Below are 16,049 nucleotides of genomic sequence, written 5' to 3'. Positions count from 1 at the left end.
GCAGCGGTTTTTATTTTGCCTTTTGGGTGGTATTGCCGGTCGATAAAACGCACGTGCAGGCTAACGCGGCGAGGTTCGCTGGCCGCCGCCAGGCAAATGCACAAAATTATCCGCCAGGCGCAACGTCACCTGACGCACCGATCCTAATCCCTTATACTGACAAAAAACGATTAAAAAATTATCAGTTTAATGTTTCTGGCAGGGATAAGAATGGAATCGATCGGCTTCTTCGGGCAACTCTCACATCAGGTTGTGCTGTCGGCACCGCTGTTTTTATTAATGGCGACGGGATATGGCATCGGGCGCTTCGCCGGTTGGCCGGATTCGGTAGCAGAAGGGCTCAACCGCTTCTGCTTTACCGTGGCGCTGCCGTGCATGCTGTTTAAGGTCATGAGCAAGTTCTACGAAAGCCCGCCGGTGGACATGCGCTTATTGATTGCCTTTTTCGGTAGCTGCTTCGTGGTCTATTTTATTGGCCGTCTGGTGGCAAAACATCTGTTCCATCTCGATCCGGTTTCCTCGTCGGTGTTCAGCCTCGGCGGGATTTTCTCGAACAACGTGATGCTCGGCATTCCGGTGGCGATTATTCTGCTGGGCCAGGCCAGCCTGCCGTCAGTGGCGCTGGTACTGGTGTTTAACAGCCTAATCCTCTGGACGCTGGTAACGGTCTCCGTGGAGTGGGCGCAAAGCGGTAGCTTTTCCCTGCGCGGCATCGTGAAAACGCTGATTAACGTGGTGCGTAATCCGATCATTATCGGCATCTTTACCGGCTTCGCCTGGAGCCTGCTGCATCGCCCGCTGCCGTATATCATCGATTCGCCCGTTACCCTGCTGGGCCAGATTTCCGCACCGCTGACGCTGATCACCCTGGGGATGAGCCTGGCGCGCTACAAAATCCGCCACGGCCTGCGCGAGAGCGCGGCAATCAGCATTTTAAAGCTCATCGTCATGCCGCTAATGGTTTGGGGCGCGGCAATTTTATTGCATCTGCCGCAGCAGGAAAGCCAGGTAGTGGTACTGCTGGGGTCGATGGCCGTGGGCGTAAACGTGTATCTGATGGCGCAAAAATTCAATGCGCTACAGGGCGCAACGGCGACCAGCATGCTGCTGACCACGGTGCTTTCCACGGTGACGACGCCATTACTGATGCTGATGATGGCGCGCTTTTACCCGTAGTGTTCAACGGGCGAGATTTGGTTTAAGTGATTATTTTATCTTGATTTTAACCAGACCGCGCCGCTGAGATAAAACTGTCACAATAGGCTCTTACCCTAAGATAATTCTTACGGTAATGAGTCATCACCTATCATGGATTTACCCCTGGCAATGGTTTCTTCGTCACGCGAGCTGAACGCAGGGATGCTGCGTATCGTGGTGCCGCACGTGACGCCCTCGTCCAATAACCAGCAGGTTATGGCGCTGTTTAATCATCATAAATCGCTGATTGGCCTGCCGGTGCTGGAACTGAACCGGCCCATTGGCATGATCAACCGCCATATTTTTCTTTCTCAGATGAGCCGCCCGTTCTTTCATGAACTGTACGATCAGAAAAGCTGCATCGCGTTTATGGATAAAACGCCGCTGATCGTTGAGGCCAGCGCCGGGCTGGATTATCTGGCGGATCGGGTAATCGAAACCGGTGATAAAGCGGTGATGGAAGGCTTTATTCTCACCGATGACGGGCATTATGTGGGCATCGGGCTGGGTATCGATCTGATTAAAACCGTTTCTGAGCTCCAGGCGAAGCAGCACCAGCAGATTATGCAGAGCATCGAATATGCGCGGGTGATCCAGGAATCAATGCTTAACCGCTCGCGCCAGTCGATGGAAACCCATCTCGACGACTGGTGCCTGTACTGGCATCCGCGCGACTGCGTGGGCGGCGACATCTACGCCTTTTACCCGTTCGATCACGGCTGGCTACAGGTGATGGCCGATTGTACCGGGCACGGCGTGCCTGGCGCGTTTATGACGTTTATTTTCGCCTCGGCGCTGGAAAAAGCGCTGACTCAGGTACCGCCCCATGAGCCTGAGCGGCTGTTGAGCATCATCAACCAGCACATTAAACACACCCTGAGCCAGCTCCATCCCAGCGCAGAGAAAAGCCAGTCTAACGACGGCTGCGACGCTATCGCGCTGTTTGTTGATACCGAAAACAGCAGGCTGGTATGGGCCAATGCCCAGATGCACGCTTTTCAACTGGCAGCCGAGGCGGATGCGGTCACGACACTGAGCGGCGACCGCAAAGGCCTGGGCTATACCGATACGCCCTCGGATTACCAGTGGCAGCGCCATCAGTGCCCGCTCAGGCGCGGCGATCAGTTGCTGATTGTTAGCGACGGCGTCACCGACCAGATTGGCGGCGAGCGCGGGATCATGTTCGGCAAAAAACGCATCCAGGCGCTGCTGTTGCAGGCGCGCGCGCAGCCGATGGCGCAGCGTTCCGACGCGCTGCTGGCCGCGTTAAAAAGCTGGCAGGGCGAACAAATGTGCCGGGACGACATGACATGGTTTGGCTTCCGCTGGTGAGATGCAGATGAAAATGAACGACATTCAGGTAAAAGAAGCGGTACTGATGCCCCTGTTCGGGTTGTCGCGCCACAGTGACGTCGCGCTGTTTTATACCGGCTATTTTTCCCAACAGAACATTATTGCGATGGGGGAGGTCATTCGGGTCTGGCTGGATAAGCACGAATCCTCATCGGTCATTCGCCGTCGCCTGTTTTCTGTGTTCGTCGAGATGGGGCAGAACATTGTCCGCTACTCGTCGGACGAACGCTATTTGTGTACCGGGCAGGAAGAGCTGCGCTTCGGCTCGCTGTGCTTCCACACCGATCATCGCCATTACTACCTTGAAACCGCCAATCTGGTGGGCGAAGAGGCGTCATCGTTACTCCAGACCAACCTTGAAGTCTTGCGCAGCATGACGCAGGACGAAATTAAACAGGCCTGGAAACAGGGCCTGCGCAGCGAAGCGCCACCGACCAGCAAAGGCGCGAATATCGGCTTGCTGACTATGGCGCGAGACACCAGCGAACCGCTGGAATATCGCTTACATCCACTGGCGGCCAGCCCGTTGTCCGCCTTCCACCTGAAGGCAACCTTTTGCCATGACTGAAACTACGTTAACACCGTCCATCGCGCTTGCCGCCACGCACTCCACCCCGGAAGTCCATTTTGATTTTCCGGGCTGCCGCCTGATGATCAAAGGTGAAGCCTACCCTGAAAACGCCGCCGCGTTTTTTCGTCCGCTGCTGGAGGCGGTTGAGACATGGCTTCAGGAAAGCGCCGTTCCGCACCCCGTGGCGGTTCACGTGGCGCTGAGCTATTTCAACAGTTCAAGCACCAAACTGCTGTTTGAGTTTTTTGACGCGCTGAACCGCTTTGCGCAGGCCGGAAAGCCATGCCATTTGCACTGGTATTACGATGCCGAGGACGATATTTCCGAAGAGTTCGGCCAGGAACTGAGCCTTGATTTCCCGGCGCTGAACGTCACGCTGATTGCGGATTTGAGCGCATGTTAGATATTAATGAATTATTCAGGGACGAATTTTCGGTACTGGAGGAGGCGCGGAAAGCTGCCGCCAACGCCTCGCTGCCTGCGGACGCCTGCCGCGAAGAGTTGCTGGTGTTGGCTCTGCGCTATCAGCGCCTGATCCGCGAATCCTACCGGCTCATTTCCCGCAGCGACCGCGCGGAACGCGAGTTAAACCGTATCAACGAGCAGCTACAACAACTGGCGAAACAGCTGGAATACGAGGCGACGCACGATCCTCTGACGGCGGTATTTAACCGCAGCGCCATTATCAATCAGATCAACCAGGCGCTGGCTCAGGGCAATGTGGCGCTGATCCTGCTGGATATCGATCATTTCAAACGGATCAACGATGAACACGGTCATCCGATGGGCGATAAAGTGATTTGTTCACTGGTGGCGCGGGTCCGCCGCGCGGTGCCGGAGTTTGCGGCTATTGGCCGGGTGGGGGGTGAAGAATTTACCCTTCTGCTGCCCAACGCGCGGATTGAGGACGCCATGATCACGGCGGGTTATATCCACGCTTCGCTGAACGCCTCGCCGCTGGACGTGATGCCGGATCAACTGGTCACTGCCAGCATCGGCGTTAGCCTCGGAATGCGCGGTAGCGATTTTGAGTCGTTATACAGCGCGGCGGATACCGCGCTTTATTGCGCAAAACACCGTGGCCGAAATCAGGTCGCGCTGCACGATGCGTTTTTTCGCGGCGCAGGTGAAGCCCGAACACTTAAAATTTATTCAGCCTGAAAAGATGATTTTTTTCCTTTTTTAGCCAACTGGCTGGCTTATATATCACGCCGCCTTTGCGGAGGATCAGGCAGAGCTTATTGCCAATGCGTACCGGGAAAAAAAGATCGTTTATCGCGCCTTTTTTATGAACCAGCCAATGCGAAAACATAATAATCTCCATTACCAAGTTGATGGTTAAGTATCAAAGTGTTAACGGAAACAACAAAACATGAATTGCCATCCTCTTTATATTTAGAATGAAACGTGGGGTTTTGTATCAGAACAATCCTGGACCCACGGTCATTATTTAAACGTTACAGCCTGAAAATAATTAAGATCCGCCATAAGTACGGCGCAAAATAAATAATATGATATATCCCTGATTATTCCCGGTGGGTTTAAACGCAGCGGCAAATAAGCGTGACGGCACAACGCGCTATACCTGGAAAAACCTGATAAAGATTTTTCTGTATGACAAAGTCGGCAGCCTGAACCATACTTTTACTGCTGAAAATATCCCAGACACTGAGGAGGCATAATGAAATTATTCGTGAATCTGAACGTTGACGAAAAAGAAAAAGACGATCCGACCAACGCACCAGAATCGGGCGATAAAAAACCTGAACAGAAATAGCGGTTGTGAGTTTATGCCACCGGGCGATGGCCCGGTGGTTGTAAGTATTTCACTTATGTGATGAAACTCTTTCACTTTAATGACCTGAACTCTCTTTCCTTGCGCTATCCCCGGTGCAGACCTAAAAACTTATTCTTTATCCCTTAATTGATTATGGCCTTTATGCGCATACTCCTCTGACGACTCTATTTCTTAGCCTGGCTGGTTGTTATTTCCAAAAATTTAAAGGTATTCTGAGACTGCTTAAGCTCGCTACGCGGTGCTTATCTCCTTAGCACGTCTTCTACGCAAAAGGACTTGATTTGATGCTTTCGACGTTAATCTACCGGAGTCGCTTAAAATCAGGGTTTAGCCCTGAACAATTACCGCCGCTGGTAGCCAGGGCGCAGGCGAAAAATGAAAGCTTACAAGTCACGGGCATCCTGCTGTTTGACGGTACGCATTTTCTTCAGGTCCTTGAAGGACCGCTGGAATCAGTCAACTTCCTGTACCGAACCCTCTGCAAGGACCCCCGGCACGATAGCGTGGTAGAGCTGATGCGCGATTATGCGCCGCGGCGGCGCTTCAATAATCTGGGCATGGAGCTGATCGACCTACGCAGCGCACAGCAGAGCGCAATGTTTCGTATGCCACTCATCAAGCGTTCGCGGTTTTTCGACCTGGCAGGCGATGATCGCGTCTACAAATTTATTAAAGCGTTTATCAAGGGCGACTGGAAAAGCCTGTTAACGCACAGCACCGAGCCACGCGACTGGTCGTTTATCCAGGATAGCCGGGCCTTTGACTCTATCACCGTGCCTCTGGCGTCAGCGCAGCCCTGCCAGTTTGCCCTGCAACCCATCGTTGAACCACTGGAAGGAAAAATCAGTTCTCTTGAAGCGTTGATCCGCAGCCCGGACGGTGGTTCTCCCCAGGAATTTTTCAGCACCATCCCGCACGATAAATTGCATGAAGCCGACCTCTATTCCAAAGCCTGGGCCTTTGCGCTGGCCAATAAAATCGGCATTGGCGACCATAAGATCTCCATTAATTTACTGCCGATGTCGCTGGTAACGGTGCCGAACGCGGTGAATATTTTGCTGGAGCAAATCGCCCGGAACGGTCTGGTGCCGGAGCAGGTGATCGTCGAGGTGACGGAAGATGAAGTGATTTCCCGCTTCGACGCGTTTCAGGTCGCGGTGCGCGAGTTGCGTTCAGCGGGCATTGGCCTGGCGATTGACGATTTTGGCTCCGGGTTTGCCGGGCTGTCGTTATTAACCCGCTTCCAGCCGGATAAATTGAAAATCGACCGCAGTATTGTCAGCGATATTCACGTGCATGGGCCAAAACAGGCGATTGTGCAGGCGATCCTGAGTTGCTGTTCGGCGCTGGAAATCAGCGTCGTCGCCGAAGGCGTGGAGAAAGTGGAGGAGTGGTGCTGGCTGGAGGCTGCGGGCGTTCAGCGCTTTCAGGGTTTCTTATTCGCAAGACCGGTACTGAACGGCGTTCCAGACGTGCTCTGGCCGGAGCGGGTGCTGTAAGGCACTGCCGCCGTTAAGCATATGCTCAACGGCGGCGTAACGGCTATTCGTCCTCTTTAACCCAGAAGCGGTTTCCGGCTAAGGCATCCGCCGCGCAGATCAGCGCTAAATGGCTTAAGCCCTGCGGCACGTTGCCGCGCCATTCGCCGGTACGTACGTCGAACATCTCATTGAAGGTTTCGACGTTGCCCTTATCGCACAGCGTTTCCAGGATGTGGTTCATATAACCCCGGGCTTTTTGCCGATCCCCCAGCCGCGCCCAGGCTTCCACCAGCCAGAACGAGCAGGCGACAAACGTACTCTCTTCGCGCTCCACTTCGCTGTAGCGGTAAAGCATCGGGGTGCCGTGCCCCAGTTCCTCGACTATCGCGTCATAGGTGGATTTCATGCGATCCGGGTTCACCTTTAGCCCGTAATACCACACCAGGCCCAGCGCGGCGTCGAGTTGGTCGGTCCCGGCATAAAAGGTGTACGCCTGCTTTTCTTCAGACCAGCAGTGGGTTTCCACCCATTCGCTGATGCGCGTTTTTTCACGTTCCCAACGATGCAGCCAGGTTGTTTCGATATGGCCTTCCTCCGCCAGGCGTATGGCGATATCCAGTGTGATCCAACAGGCGATTTTCGAATGGGTGTAATGACGGCGCTCGTGCAGTTCCCAGATGCCGGAATCGTCCTGCCGCCACAGGTCAGCGCATTCATTGGCAAGCTTCGCCAGCAGGCGCGCGGTGGTGAGATCCAGCACGTGCCCGGCGTTAACGAACAAAAACGCCGTCTCCAGCATATCGCCATACATGCTGAGCTGCTGCTGGCTCTGGGCGTTATTGCCGAGCCGCACCGGCTGGGAGCCCATATAGCCATCCAACGGCAGGAATTTTTCGTCCGGTACGATATCGCCATCCAGGGTGTAGCAGGCCCGCAGCGACCCTTCGTGGCGAATAATGGTGTTAGTCAGCCAGGAAAACGCCGCTTTGCACTCCGCCAGCGCGCCGATAAACGCGAAGGCGCGAATAATCAGGCAGGCGTCGCGGATCCAGGCGTAACGGTAATCGTAATTTTTAATCCCGCCGATACCTTCCGGCAGCGAGGTGGTTGGGGCCGCTGCCAGCGCGCCGGTAGGGGAGTAAAGCAGGAATTTCAGCGCCAGCGCCGAGCGGTTAACATGGGTTTTGAACTCACCCTGATAGGTTAAATGCTCGGTCCAGTGCCGCCAGGCGTGGTCGCTGTTCTCGATACGCTCGTCAATCGATTCCATGGTCGGCACCGCCAGCGGCTCCTTCTGGCTGACCAGCAAGGCGACCAGGGTACGCTCGCCTTCACGCACCGTAAAAGACCCTTCGATCCTCTGGTCATCTTTTAGCGTGCAATCCATCTCGTCTGGCGTTCGCAGCATCGCCATTAAATCGCCGATGTGCACCACGTCGCCCAGCCGGGACGGCGCGATCCACGGGGCGCGGGTGCAGGCCGCCGTGCCGGGCGCGAAGGTGAGCTTAAGCTGCACCTCGCCTTTTACGCCTTCAATACGCCGCGCCAGTTCACACCACGGCAGGCGGCCAGCGAACGTACTGTTCAGGGATTCCGTGAAGCGGACCTCGCCGGTGGGCGTTTTAAAGCAGGTTTCCAGCACATTGCTGTTTTCCCGGTATCGCCGTTCGACCTGATAATCGCCTGACGGCGCTATCTGGAAATAGCCGCCTTGGTTAGCGTCAAGGATCCGGTCAAACAGCGGCGGCGAATCCATATTGGGGGCGCACCACCAGTCGATGGCACCGTCTGGTGCTATCAGGGCGACGGAACGTCCGTCGCCGATGGCGGCATAATCGCCGAGGCCCGCATAGCCGTCGATGCGTTGGTGATGGTGGTACGACTGGTTTTTCATCAGGCAATCCCCTTGCGCCAGCAGCGGTCGTCGGTAGCGACGACCGTCTAATTATAGCGTTCCTGTACCGCCGTCTGAGCACCACACCTGGCCGGAAGCAAATGAACAGACGTCAGAAGCGAAGGTGACATACAGCGGCGCGATTTCCGCTGGCTGGCCAGGGCGGCCCAGCGGTGCGGTCGCGCCGAACTGCATGACTTTCTCTTGCGGTTGGCCGCCGCTGGACTGTAACGGTGTCCAGTACGGGCCTGGCGCGACGGCGTTAACGCGGATGCCTTTCTTGCCCAACTGTTTCGCCAGCGACTTGGTGAAGGCCACGTTACAGGCTTTGGTCTGGGCGTAGTCGAGCAGAATATCGCTGGGGTTATAGGCCTGTACCGAGGAGGTGTTGATGATCACTGCGCCTTCCTGGAGATGCGGCACGGCGGCTTTGGTGATCCAGAACGGGGCATATACGTTAGTTTTAAAGGTATCGTCGAAGGCTTCGGTGGTCAGTTCTTCAATCGATTCGCAATATTGTTGGCGACCGGCATTGTTCACCAGAATATCCAGACCGCCCAGTTGTTGAACGGCTTTTTCAACTAATTGTTGGCAAAAGGTTTCTGAACGAATATCGCCAGGAATAGCGACGGCTTTTTTTCCTTCTGAGGCAATTAAGGCAATCACCGCAGCCGCATCGGTTTCTTCTTCCGGCAGATAATTAATCGCCACGTCTGCGCCTTCACGGGCAAATGCAATCGCCACGGCGCGGCCAATACCGGAATCACCGCCGGTGATTAATGCTTTTTTCCCTTCCAGTTTACCCGAGCCAATATAACTGGTTTCGCCATGATCGGGCAGTGGCTTCATTTCTGAGGCCAGGCCTGGTGCTTTTTGCGGTTGCTCAACAAAAGGTGGGCGGGGGTAGTGAAGATGGCGTTTATCATTAATCGTCATGGTTCGCGTCTCGTTTATGTGCGGGATTAATAAAGGTAGACTCCAGACGGCGAACCCGCGAATAGTTTTAATTTTTGTTCGGATATTTAATGGACTTTACATAGCTTTTCTTGAGTAATTTTCAGAATGTTCTATGAGGCGAAAATAAATGCTTAAGCGGTTAATCACGTTTAAACATCAATAATGATCAAAAAGCGCCTGGAAAATATATTTATCAGCGCGGGAATTCTCTTAATTTTATTCGTTACCGTTTTCTGATGCTATTTTATAGCGGGTAAGCCTACTTACCAATAAGCAAGCGAAGCGCCTAATTTTTAATGATACAATACATCATATATCTTTACGTGTTTATTAGTCCCTGATTATGCTGGGGAATAATTATTGCGCGAACGCATTTAGCCGGTTAATAAATAAACGTATATTTTTACGACAGAAGGGTCCACACTAGTCCTCCATCCCCGGATTAAATCCGACGGCAATTCTCCCCTCACTAAGGGGTTCGAATGAAAACTTTTTCAACTGAAGCCATTTGCGCGATTACCGGCAGCCACCCGGCCTGTCTCGAACGGTGGTCAAAAGCAGGATTAATCAGCCTCCACGATTCAGAAACCGGCTGGAAAGTTGAGCAGATTGGCGATATTCATCATGTCGTTAATATGGCGGCTAGCGGCGCAACGCTGAATGAAATACGCCAGTGGCAATTAGAAGGAAAACAGTCCTGGACGCCCGGCTGGTCTGCCCATCGCGGCGAATTATTATGGCAGCTTGAATATGGTTCTGACCGGACGCTGGCGCGACTGATGCGGCAAATTGACCATGATTATTGCGGCGATGATTATATTAAGCACGTGCTGCGGCCATTAAATAAATGGCTGCGTGAAGAAGATATCATGAGCGGCGCGGCGCAACGCCTTTTCCGCTTCCATGGCGCGGTATTGCACCGTGCCCAGTGCGTTATGCGTCATGCCTGGCGTAATAAACGGGTGCCGCTGTTCCTTGAAGCCATCAGCGTCGAAGATGAGACCGATGTCTGGATGGAAGCGATCCGGCTGACGCGCCAGGGTTTCGATGTTGAACTCTCCTCGCGGGTAAGCGATACCCCGGCGGTTTCAACCCAACGCTATGAACACCATTTGTTGTGGTGCAGTACCGGGATCAGCAGCAACAAACACAGCCAGTTTCTTGCAAAGCTTGATGCCGGGCAGCCGATTCGCCTGTGCGGGCCAGATACACGCATTACGCTGTCATGATGGCGCGTGGTGCGCAACCTCATGCCGGGTAAGCTGACGATAACGCGCGTCGGCTTGCTCCAGCATCTCCTCCGATACCGAGACTTCCCATCCGCAGTGAAACAGATACCAGGCGACTTCATCCACCAGGGTGTATTCCATGAGCCGCGTGTCGCTGCCGCGAATAAACAATCCCAGGGTCAAAATGCCGGGCAAATCCTCCAGGATACGGATCTCCGACATGCGCGCCGGTAAGTAGCAAAAAAACTGCGCCATCAGATCCTGAATGATGCTCTCCAACGGCAGCCCCGGCGCGATGTACTGTATGGGAAGCGGCATTTCTACCGGTAAGTGTGAATCATCAATGGCGTAAGTTTTGCCGTATACCGCAAGTCGGGCATTGGCTTTATCAAAATTACGTGCCAGCCAGGTTAAATTAATCAGCGCCATTTGTTTACGCGCACACTTTTTAACACGTCGCACATCCAATGCGTTTCGAAAGATATCCAGCATCATAAATGTTATGCCTTGCCAAATGCGAAATAAGTCATGCTTTTATTTTGTCGCTATTACGCGATTATTTATCCTATTTTGCCGTAAACCCACTAAGGCGAAAATTAAATTGTGTTAGAAGACATTAACTTCAGATTAATCCTGAACCTGGGTGGGAGGATTATTAACGCTTTTATCACATTATCTGGTCTAACAGCATGAAATATATGACGATTGGTATGTGCTTAAGGGTTGTTGTAGTGAATGTAAATTGAGTGAGTTATAACCCGCTGTTAAGGTTGGCCTCTCGAAAAGGCTATTCGAACCGGGTTCCCACCCTCTGGTAAGGAGCAAATCAATCAGCGATTAATGGTTATGCTTAAGTCATTATTTATTATTTTATTGGTTATTATTTCACGGGTAACCTTTGCGGCTGAATTATCCCCAGAATTGCATTCATCACTCTTTCAGGTAAATCGAATGCATGGCGGCAGAATGTTTATTGCCCGCGATGTCACCAATGAAGTATTGAAGGCGCGCTTATTAAAGCAATATGCCGCCTGGAAAGGCACCCATTATCATATGGGCGGTAGCAGCCACCGTGGCGTGGACTGCTCGGCGCTGATGCAACACCTGTTTTCTGAATCCGCCGCGTTATCGCTGCCGCGTACCGCCGCAGAACAAATGCGCCACGGTAGGGCGGTTTCGCGCGGTGAATTAAAGCCCGGCGATTTGGTGTTTTTCAAAACGGGCTGTAGCCAGCGCCACGTGGGGGTGTTTATTGGCGGCGATGAATTTATCCACGCTTCGACCAGCCAGGGCGTAACGATTTCGTCCCTGAGCAATGACTACTGGCGCGCGCACTATCAGGCGGCGCGCCGTATAGCGGCTTAAACGCCTGCCATGACGCTGACAGTGAGGTCAAACGGATGGGCGGCGCAGACGGCAATCATCGCCGTGGTGCCGTGGTGCCATCCGGTAAACAAATTCTGCTGGTTAAGCGACTCGGGCGACACGTCCAGCGCCGCCATTTGCCAGACGCTGCCGCCGCGTTGTTTCAGTACCGCTTCCCGCAGCGTCCAGCCGCGCCAGAAGGCCAGTAACTGTTCAGCGTGCGGCAGGGCGGCTAAGCGCTGGCGTTCAGCCTCACCGAAGTAATCTGCGGCGATGCGCTGCCAGGCGCGGCGCGGGCGCAGGATCTCAATATCCACGCCGACCGGCGCGCGGTCGTCAATGGCCAGCACGATCCGGTCGCCACTGTGGCTCATATTGAAATGCGGCGCGCCGGGGCGGGCAAAGGTGGGTTTGCCGTGCTGATTGTAAGTGAGTGCCTGCAAGCTTTCTGACGGGCAATGCGCCGCCAGCATCACCCGGCCCGCCAGCCAGCTCTGGCGGCGCGGGCCTTCGGGCGCAGCGGCGGCGATATCCGCTGGCAACCAGCGCGCCACCACTTCCGGCGCGCTGAGCTGCGCAATTTCACCTTTAATCAGCCGCAGCATGGTTACGACCAGCGGCGGATCACCAGCGACGTGTTAATGCCGCCAAAGGCGAAGTTGTTACTTTGCAGGAACTCGCAGTCGATATAGCGCGGTTCGCCCATGATGTAATCCAGCGCGCCGCACTGCTCGTCGGGCTGCTGGAGGTTCAGGGTTGGGGCGAACCAGCCTTCACGCATCATCTCCAGGCTCATCCAGGCCTCCAGCGCGCCGCACGCGCCGAGAGTGTGCCCGAAGTAGCTTTTCAGTGATGAGATTGGCGTATGCGCGCCGAACAGCGCTTCGGTCGCCTGGCTTTCGGCGATGTCGCCGCGATCGGTGGCGGTGCCGTGGGCGCTGATATAGCCGATATCACGCGGCCCGAGGCCCGCCATCTTCAGCGCTTTTTCGATGCATATCTGCATGGTTTCCCGCTGTGGCTGGGTAATATGCGCCGCATCGCAGTTGGTGGCGAAGCTGACAATCTCGCCGTAAATCATTGCGCCGCGCGCTTTGGCGTGCTCCAGCTCTTCGAGGATCAGCGTCCCCGCGCCTTCGCCAATCACCAGGCCATCGCGGTTTTTATCAAACGGCGACGGGGTGGTTTTCGGCGCGTCGTTGCGCTGGCTGGTGGCGAACAGCGTATCGAATACCGCCGCTTCTGACGGACACAATTCTTCCGCACCGCCCGCGACCATTACCGTCTGATAACCGTGGCGAATCGCTTCCCAGGCGTAGCCAATCGCCTGGCTGCCGGAGGTGCAGGCGCTGGACGTGGGGATCACCCGGCCTTTCAGTCCGAAGAACAGCCCGGTATTCACCGCCGTGGTGTGCGGCATCATCTGCACATAGGTGGTGCCGGTGATGTTATTGGTGTGCTTCTCGGTGAGCATGGTGGCGAATTCGCTCACCGGCCCGGTGCTGCCGGTGGAAGAACCATAGGCAATCCCGGTTTCGCCATTAGTGAGCACTTCCTCACCAATTAATCCCGCCTGTTCAAGCGCCAGTTCGGTGGCGCGGGTCGACATCAACGATACCCGGCCCATTGAGCGGATGCGTTTGCGGGTGTAATGCTCCGGCAGCGCGAAATCGTCTATCGGCGCGCCCAGCAGCGTGTGCAGCCCGTCGTAAACCTGCCATTCCGGCATATGACGCACGGCGTTTTCGCCCTGTTTAAGCCGGGCCGCTACCTGTTGCCAGGTTTCGCCAAACGCGGTGACCCCGGCCATACCGGTAATAACAACGCGACGTGTCATAACATGCCTCCGTTTACAGAGATAACCTGGCGGGTGACGTAACCGGCGATATCCGACATCAGGTAGCTGGCGAGCCCGGCGACGTCGTCCGCCTGGCCCATACGTTTCATGGGAATCATGCTCATCGCCTCTTTCAGCGCGGCCTCTTCCATGTCAATCATCCCGGTGTCGATCAGGCCGGGGGCGATACAGTTAACGGTGATGTTGCGCTTCGCCAATTCGATAGACAGCGCTTTGGTCGCCCCGATAATCCCGGCTTTGGCGGCGCTGTAGTTCACCTGGCCACGGTTGCCCATGATCCCGGAAACCGATGACAAGGTGATAATGCGCCCGCCGCTGCGCAGGCCAATCATCGGCATCACGCAGGGCTGGATAACGTTGTAAAAACTGTCGAGATTGGTGTGTATCACGCCGTCCCAGTCCTCATCGCTCAGCGCCGGGAACGCGCCGTCGCGGGCGATGCCGGCATTGCTTACCACGCCGTACCACGCGCCGTGGGCGTCGATGTCCTGTTCAATCGCTGTGCGGCACTGCTCGCGGTTGCCCACGTCAAAACTCAGCAAACGGCCCTGGCCGCCCGCCGCCGCGATCTGCTCCAGCGTCTGCTGTGCGCCTGCCTGGTCGCGATGGTAATGCACGCCGACGGTAAACCCGTCCGCAGCCAGTTTAACGGCGATGGCCCGGCCAATGCCTTTGCTGGCCCCGGTGACCAGAACTGAACGACTCATTGTGGTGATCCCTGGTTAAATAACTGTGCTAATTCAGCCTCGTCCGGCTGAAAAGTATTAATACGTCCCGTCGCCACGGGCTGCTCGCCCTGGTAAATCGTTGCCTCAAAGCTGCCGAAGCGGCTGTCCTGCATCAGCAACTGTACCGCGATATCCAGCGTGGCGTCGGCGGGGAAGTGGCTGACTGTAGATTCCAGATCCCGCGCGCCCAGCACCATGCCGAGCGAAATTCGCTTTTCGCCCTGCTGGTGGCGATGCCAGCCGGACCAGACGCCGACGGTCTGCGCCATCAGTTCCAGCGCGTACCAGCCGGGCAGGCGGCCTTCGCTATCCAGAAACGACGCAAGCACGCCGTCCGCGCTGAGCGCAACCCGGCAACGGGCGCTGTCGGCGCTGACGTTCAGTACCTCGTCCAGCAAGAGCATCGGCGCCTCGTGGGGTAAATAATCGCCTGGGGCGAGATAACCGCTCATCAACATCTCCCAATAATCAGGCTGGCATTATTGCCGCCGAACGCGAAGGAATTCGACAGGATAACCGGACGGGCCAGCGGCGCGGGGGTGTGCAGCAAACCGCATTCCGGTAGGCTGTCGTCCGGCGTCGAGTTGCGGAAGTCCTGAGCCGGTAAATCCAGCCCGCGTAGCAATATCAGCGCGCTGAGCGCCGCTTCGGTGACGCCCGCCGCGCCCAGGGTATGCCCGGTTAAGTGCTTGGTAGAACTGCCTGGCGTGGAGGTGCCGAAAATCGCGTTTACCACTTTCGACTCAATCTGGTCGTTAAGCGGCGTGGCGGTGCCGTGCAGATTGATATAGCCGATATCCTGCGGCGTCAGCCCGGCGTCCTGCAACGCCTGGTGAATCGCCCGGATCGCCCCTTCGCCTTCGGGATGCGGCGCGGAAATATGAAACGCGTCGCTGGATTCGCCCACGCCCAGCAGCGCCAGCGGCTGCGGCTCGCGGGTGAGTAGCAGCAGGCCCGCCGCCTCGCCAATGGTGATACCGCAACGCTCGCGGGCGAACGGCCGGCAAAGGGTAGTGGAAAACGACTCCAGGCTGTCGAAACCGTTCACCGGCATCCGGCTGAGCGAATCCGCGCCGCCGACAATCGCCACATCCACCAGACCGGCTTCAATCAGGCGGCGGCCACTGATAATGGCGCGGGCGCTGGAGGAGCAGGCGGTGGAAAGGGTATACGCCGGGCCTGCGAGTTCAAGATACTGGCTCAGGAAGCGCGACGGATCGCCCAACTCCTGCTGGTAATAGTGCCAGTTATCGTCGCGCTCGCGGTGATGGTGATGGCTCACAAACCGGTCGCCCTCATCCAGCCCGGAAGTGCTGGTGCCGAGGATCACCGCCACGCGCGCGTTGCCGTAGCGGGCAATGGCGTCATCCACCTGCGGTTTGATCTGGGCCAGCGCTGCCAGCAGCAACTGGTTATTGCGCGAGCGGTGGGCGGCAAGATGCGCGGGAATAGCGGGCAGGTCGCCCTCTACGCCGCCCAGCACCGCGTCCTCGCCGTTAACCAGCCAGCCCTGGCGCGGTTTCATGCCCGGCGCGACGCCGAGTGAGAGATGACGGGCGATATCGTCGAGCGTGTTGCCCAATGCATTGACCATACCAATCGCAGAAATATAAATCAT

The 16,049-nt window shown here is 55.8% G+C and carries 16 protein-coding genes; 8 read left to right on the top strand and 8 right to left on the bottom strand.

Annotation, left to right across the window (positions count from 1 at the left end; translation table 11 throughout):
• Nucleotides 1–210: 210 nt before the first annotated feature.
• From RT120_RS09365 to RT120_RS09340, 6 genes are all read left to right on the top strand, one after another.
• On the top strand, nt 211–1,176 hold the full coding sequence (locus tag RT120_RS09365) for an AEC family transporter (protein WP_312982061.1): 966 nt from the start codon (nt 211–213) through the stop codon (nt 1,174–1,176).
• Between the two features lie 132 nt (nt 1,177–1,308).
• Nucleotides 1,309–2,529, top strand: coding sequence for a SpoIIE family protein phosphatase (locus RT120_RS09360; RefSeq protein ID WP_312982060.1), 1,221 nt, complete (start codon nt 1,309–1,311; stop codon nt 2,527–2,529).
• Between the two features lie 7 nt (nt 2,530–2,536).
• On the top strand, nt 2,537–3,118 hold the full coding sequence (locus RT120_RS09355; protein ID WP_312982058.1) for a SiaB family protein kinase: 582 nt from the start codon (nt 2,537–2,539) through the stop codon (nt 3,116–3,118).
• On the top strand, nt 3,111–3,524 hold the full coding sequence (locus RT120_RS09350; protein ID WP_312982056.1) for a DUF1987 domain-containing protein: 414 nt from the start codon (nt 3,111–3,113) through the stop codon (nt 3,522–3,524). Before RT120_RS09355 ends, RT120_RS09350 begins: the two co-directional genes overlap by 8 nt.
• Nucleotides 3,518–4,282 carry a diguanylate cyclase gene (locus RT120_RS09345; RefSeq protein WP_312982054.1) on the top strand — a complete coding sequence of 255 codons (765 nt, stop codon included), beginning with the start codon at nt 3,518–3,520 and terminating at the stop codon, nt 4,280–4,282. Before RT120_RS09350 ends, RT120_RS09345 begins: the two co-directional genes overlap by 7 nt.
• Nucleotides 4,283–5,203: 921 nt before the next feature.
• Entirely contained in the window at nt 5,204–6,418 is a 1,215-nt protein-coding gene (locus RT120_RS09340) for a diguanylate phosphodiesterase (protein ID WP_312982052.1), read from the top strand.
• 43 nt (nt 6,419–6,461) lie between these two features.
• On the opposite strand, the gene RT120_RS09335 is transcribed toward RT120_RS09340, so the two are convergent.
• Both RT120_RS09335 and RT120_RS09330 read right to left on the bottom strand, forming a co-directional pair.
• Nucleotides 6,462–8,294, bottom strand: coding sequence for a glycoside hydrolase family 15 protein (locus RT120_RS09335; protein WP_312982050.1), 1,833 nt, complete (start codon nt 8,292–8,294; stop codon nt 6,462–6,464).
• A 51-nt stretch (nt 8,295–8,345) separates the two neighbouring features.
• A complete protein-coding gene (locus RT120_RS09330; RefSeq protein WP_312982048.1) occupies nt 8,346–9,230 on the bottom strand; it encodes an SDR family oxidoreductase in 885 nt (294 codons plus the stop codon).
• 503 nt (nt 9,231–9,733) lie between these two features.
• On the opposite strand from RT120_RS09330, the gene RT120_RS09325 reads away from it, so the two are divergent.
• Nucleotides 9,734–10,480: a transcriptional regulator gene (locus RT120_RS09325; RefSeq protein ID WP_312982046.1), complete on the top strand. Its 747-nt coding sequence runs from the start codon at nt 9,734–9,736 to the stop codon at nt 10,478–10,480.
• Here RT120_RS09325 and RT120_RS09320 read toward each other — a convergent pair.
• Nucleotides 10,475–10,909, bottom strand: a complete 435-nt coding sequence (locus RT120_RS09320) for a hypothetical protein (protein ID WP_312982045.1) — start codon at nt 10,907–10,909, stop codon at nt 10,475–10,477. The genes RT120_RS09325 and RT120_RS09320 overlap by 6 nt on opposite strands.
• A gap of 522 nt (nt 10,910–11,431) precedes the next feature.
• Between RT120_RS09320 and RT120_RS09315 the strand changes: the two genes are divergently transcribed.
• Nucleotides 11,432–11,845: an NlpC/P60 family protein gene (locus RT120_RS09315; RefSeq protein WP_312982044.1), complete on the top strand. Its 414-nt coding sequence runs from the start codon at nt 11,432–11,434 to the stop codon at nt 11,843–11,845.
• Here the strand turns inward: RT120_RS09315 and acpT are convergent.
• The 5 genes from acpT to RT120_RS09290 are packed head-to-tail and all read right to left on the bottom strand — an operon-like array spanning nt 11,842 to nt 16,049.
• On the bottom strand, nt 11,842–12,450 hold the full coding sequence (gene acpT / locus RT120_RS09310; RefSeq protein ID WP_312982042.1) for a 4'-phosphopantetheinyl transferase AcpT: 609 nt from the start codon (nt 12,448–12,450) through the stop codon (nt 11,842–11,844). The two genes, RT120_RS09315 and acpT, sit on opposite strands and share 4 nt — an antisense overlap.
• Before the next feature lie 2 nt (nt 12,451–12,452).
• Nucleotides 12,453–13,682 (bottom strand): beta-ketoacyl-ACP synthase, encoded by a 1,230-nt coding sequence (locus tag RT120_RS09305; RefSeq protein ID WP_312982041.1) that lies wholly within the window; start codon nt 13,680–13,682, stop codon nt 12,453–12,455.
• Entirely contained in the window at nt 13,679–14,410 is a 732-nt protein-coding gene (locus tag RT120_RS09300) for a 3-ketoacyl-ACP reductase FabG2 (protein WP_312982039.1), read from the bottom strand. Before RT120_RS09300 ends, RT120_RS09305 begins: the two co-directional genes overlap by 4 nt.
• Nucleotides 14,407–14,883 carry a hotdog family protein gene (locus RT120_RS09295; RefSeq protein ID WP_312982037.1) on the bottom strand — a complete coding sequence of 159 codons (477 nt, stop codon included), beginning with the start codon at nt 14,881–14,883 and terminating at the stop codon, nt 14,407–14,409. Before RT120_RS09295 ends, RT120_RS09300 begins: the two co-directional genes overlap by 4 nt.
• The gene (locus RT120_RS09290) at nt 14,883–16,049 is read right to left on the bottom strand and encodes a beta-ketoacyl-[acyl-carrier-protein] synthase family protein (protein WP_312982035.1); all 1,167 of its coding nucleotides are present in this window, start codon (nt 16,047–16,049) and stop codon (nt 14,883–14,885) included. The genes RT120_RS09295 and RT120_RS09290 overlap by 1 nt, the downstream gene beginning before the upstream one ends.

It is taken from the genome of Atlantibacter sp., assembly GCF_032062175.1.
In the GTDB taxonomy this organism is placed as follows: domain Bacteria; phylum Pseudomonadota; class Gammaproteobacteria; order Enterobacterales; family Enterobacteriaceae; genus Atlantibacter.
The sequence above is the reverse complement of the archived record's forward strand: the minus strand, read 5'-3'. Positions and strand labels throughout refer to the sequence as shown.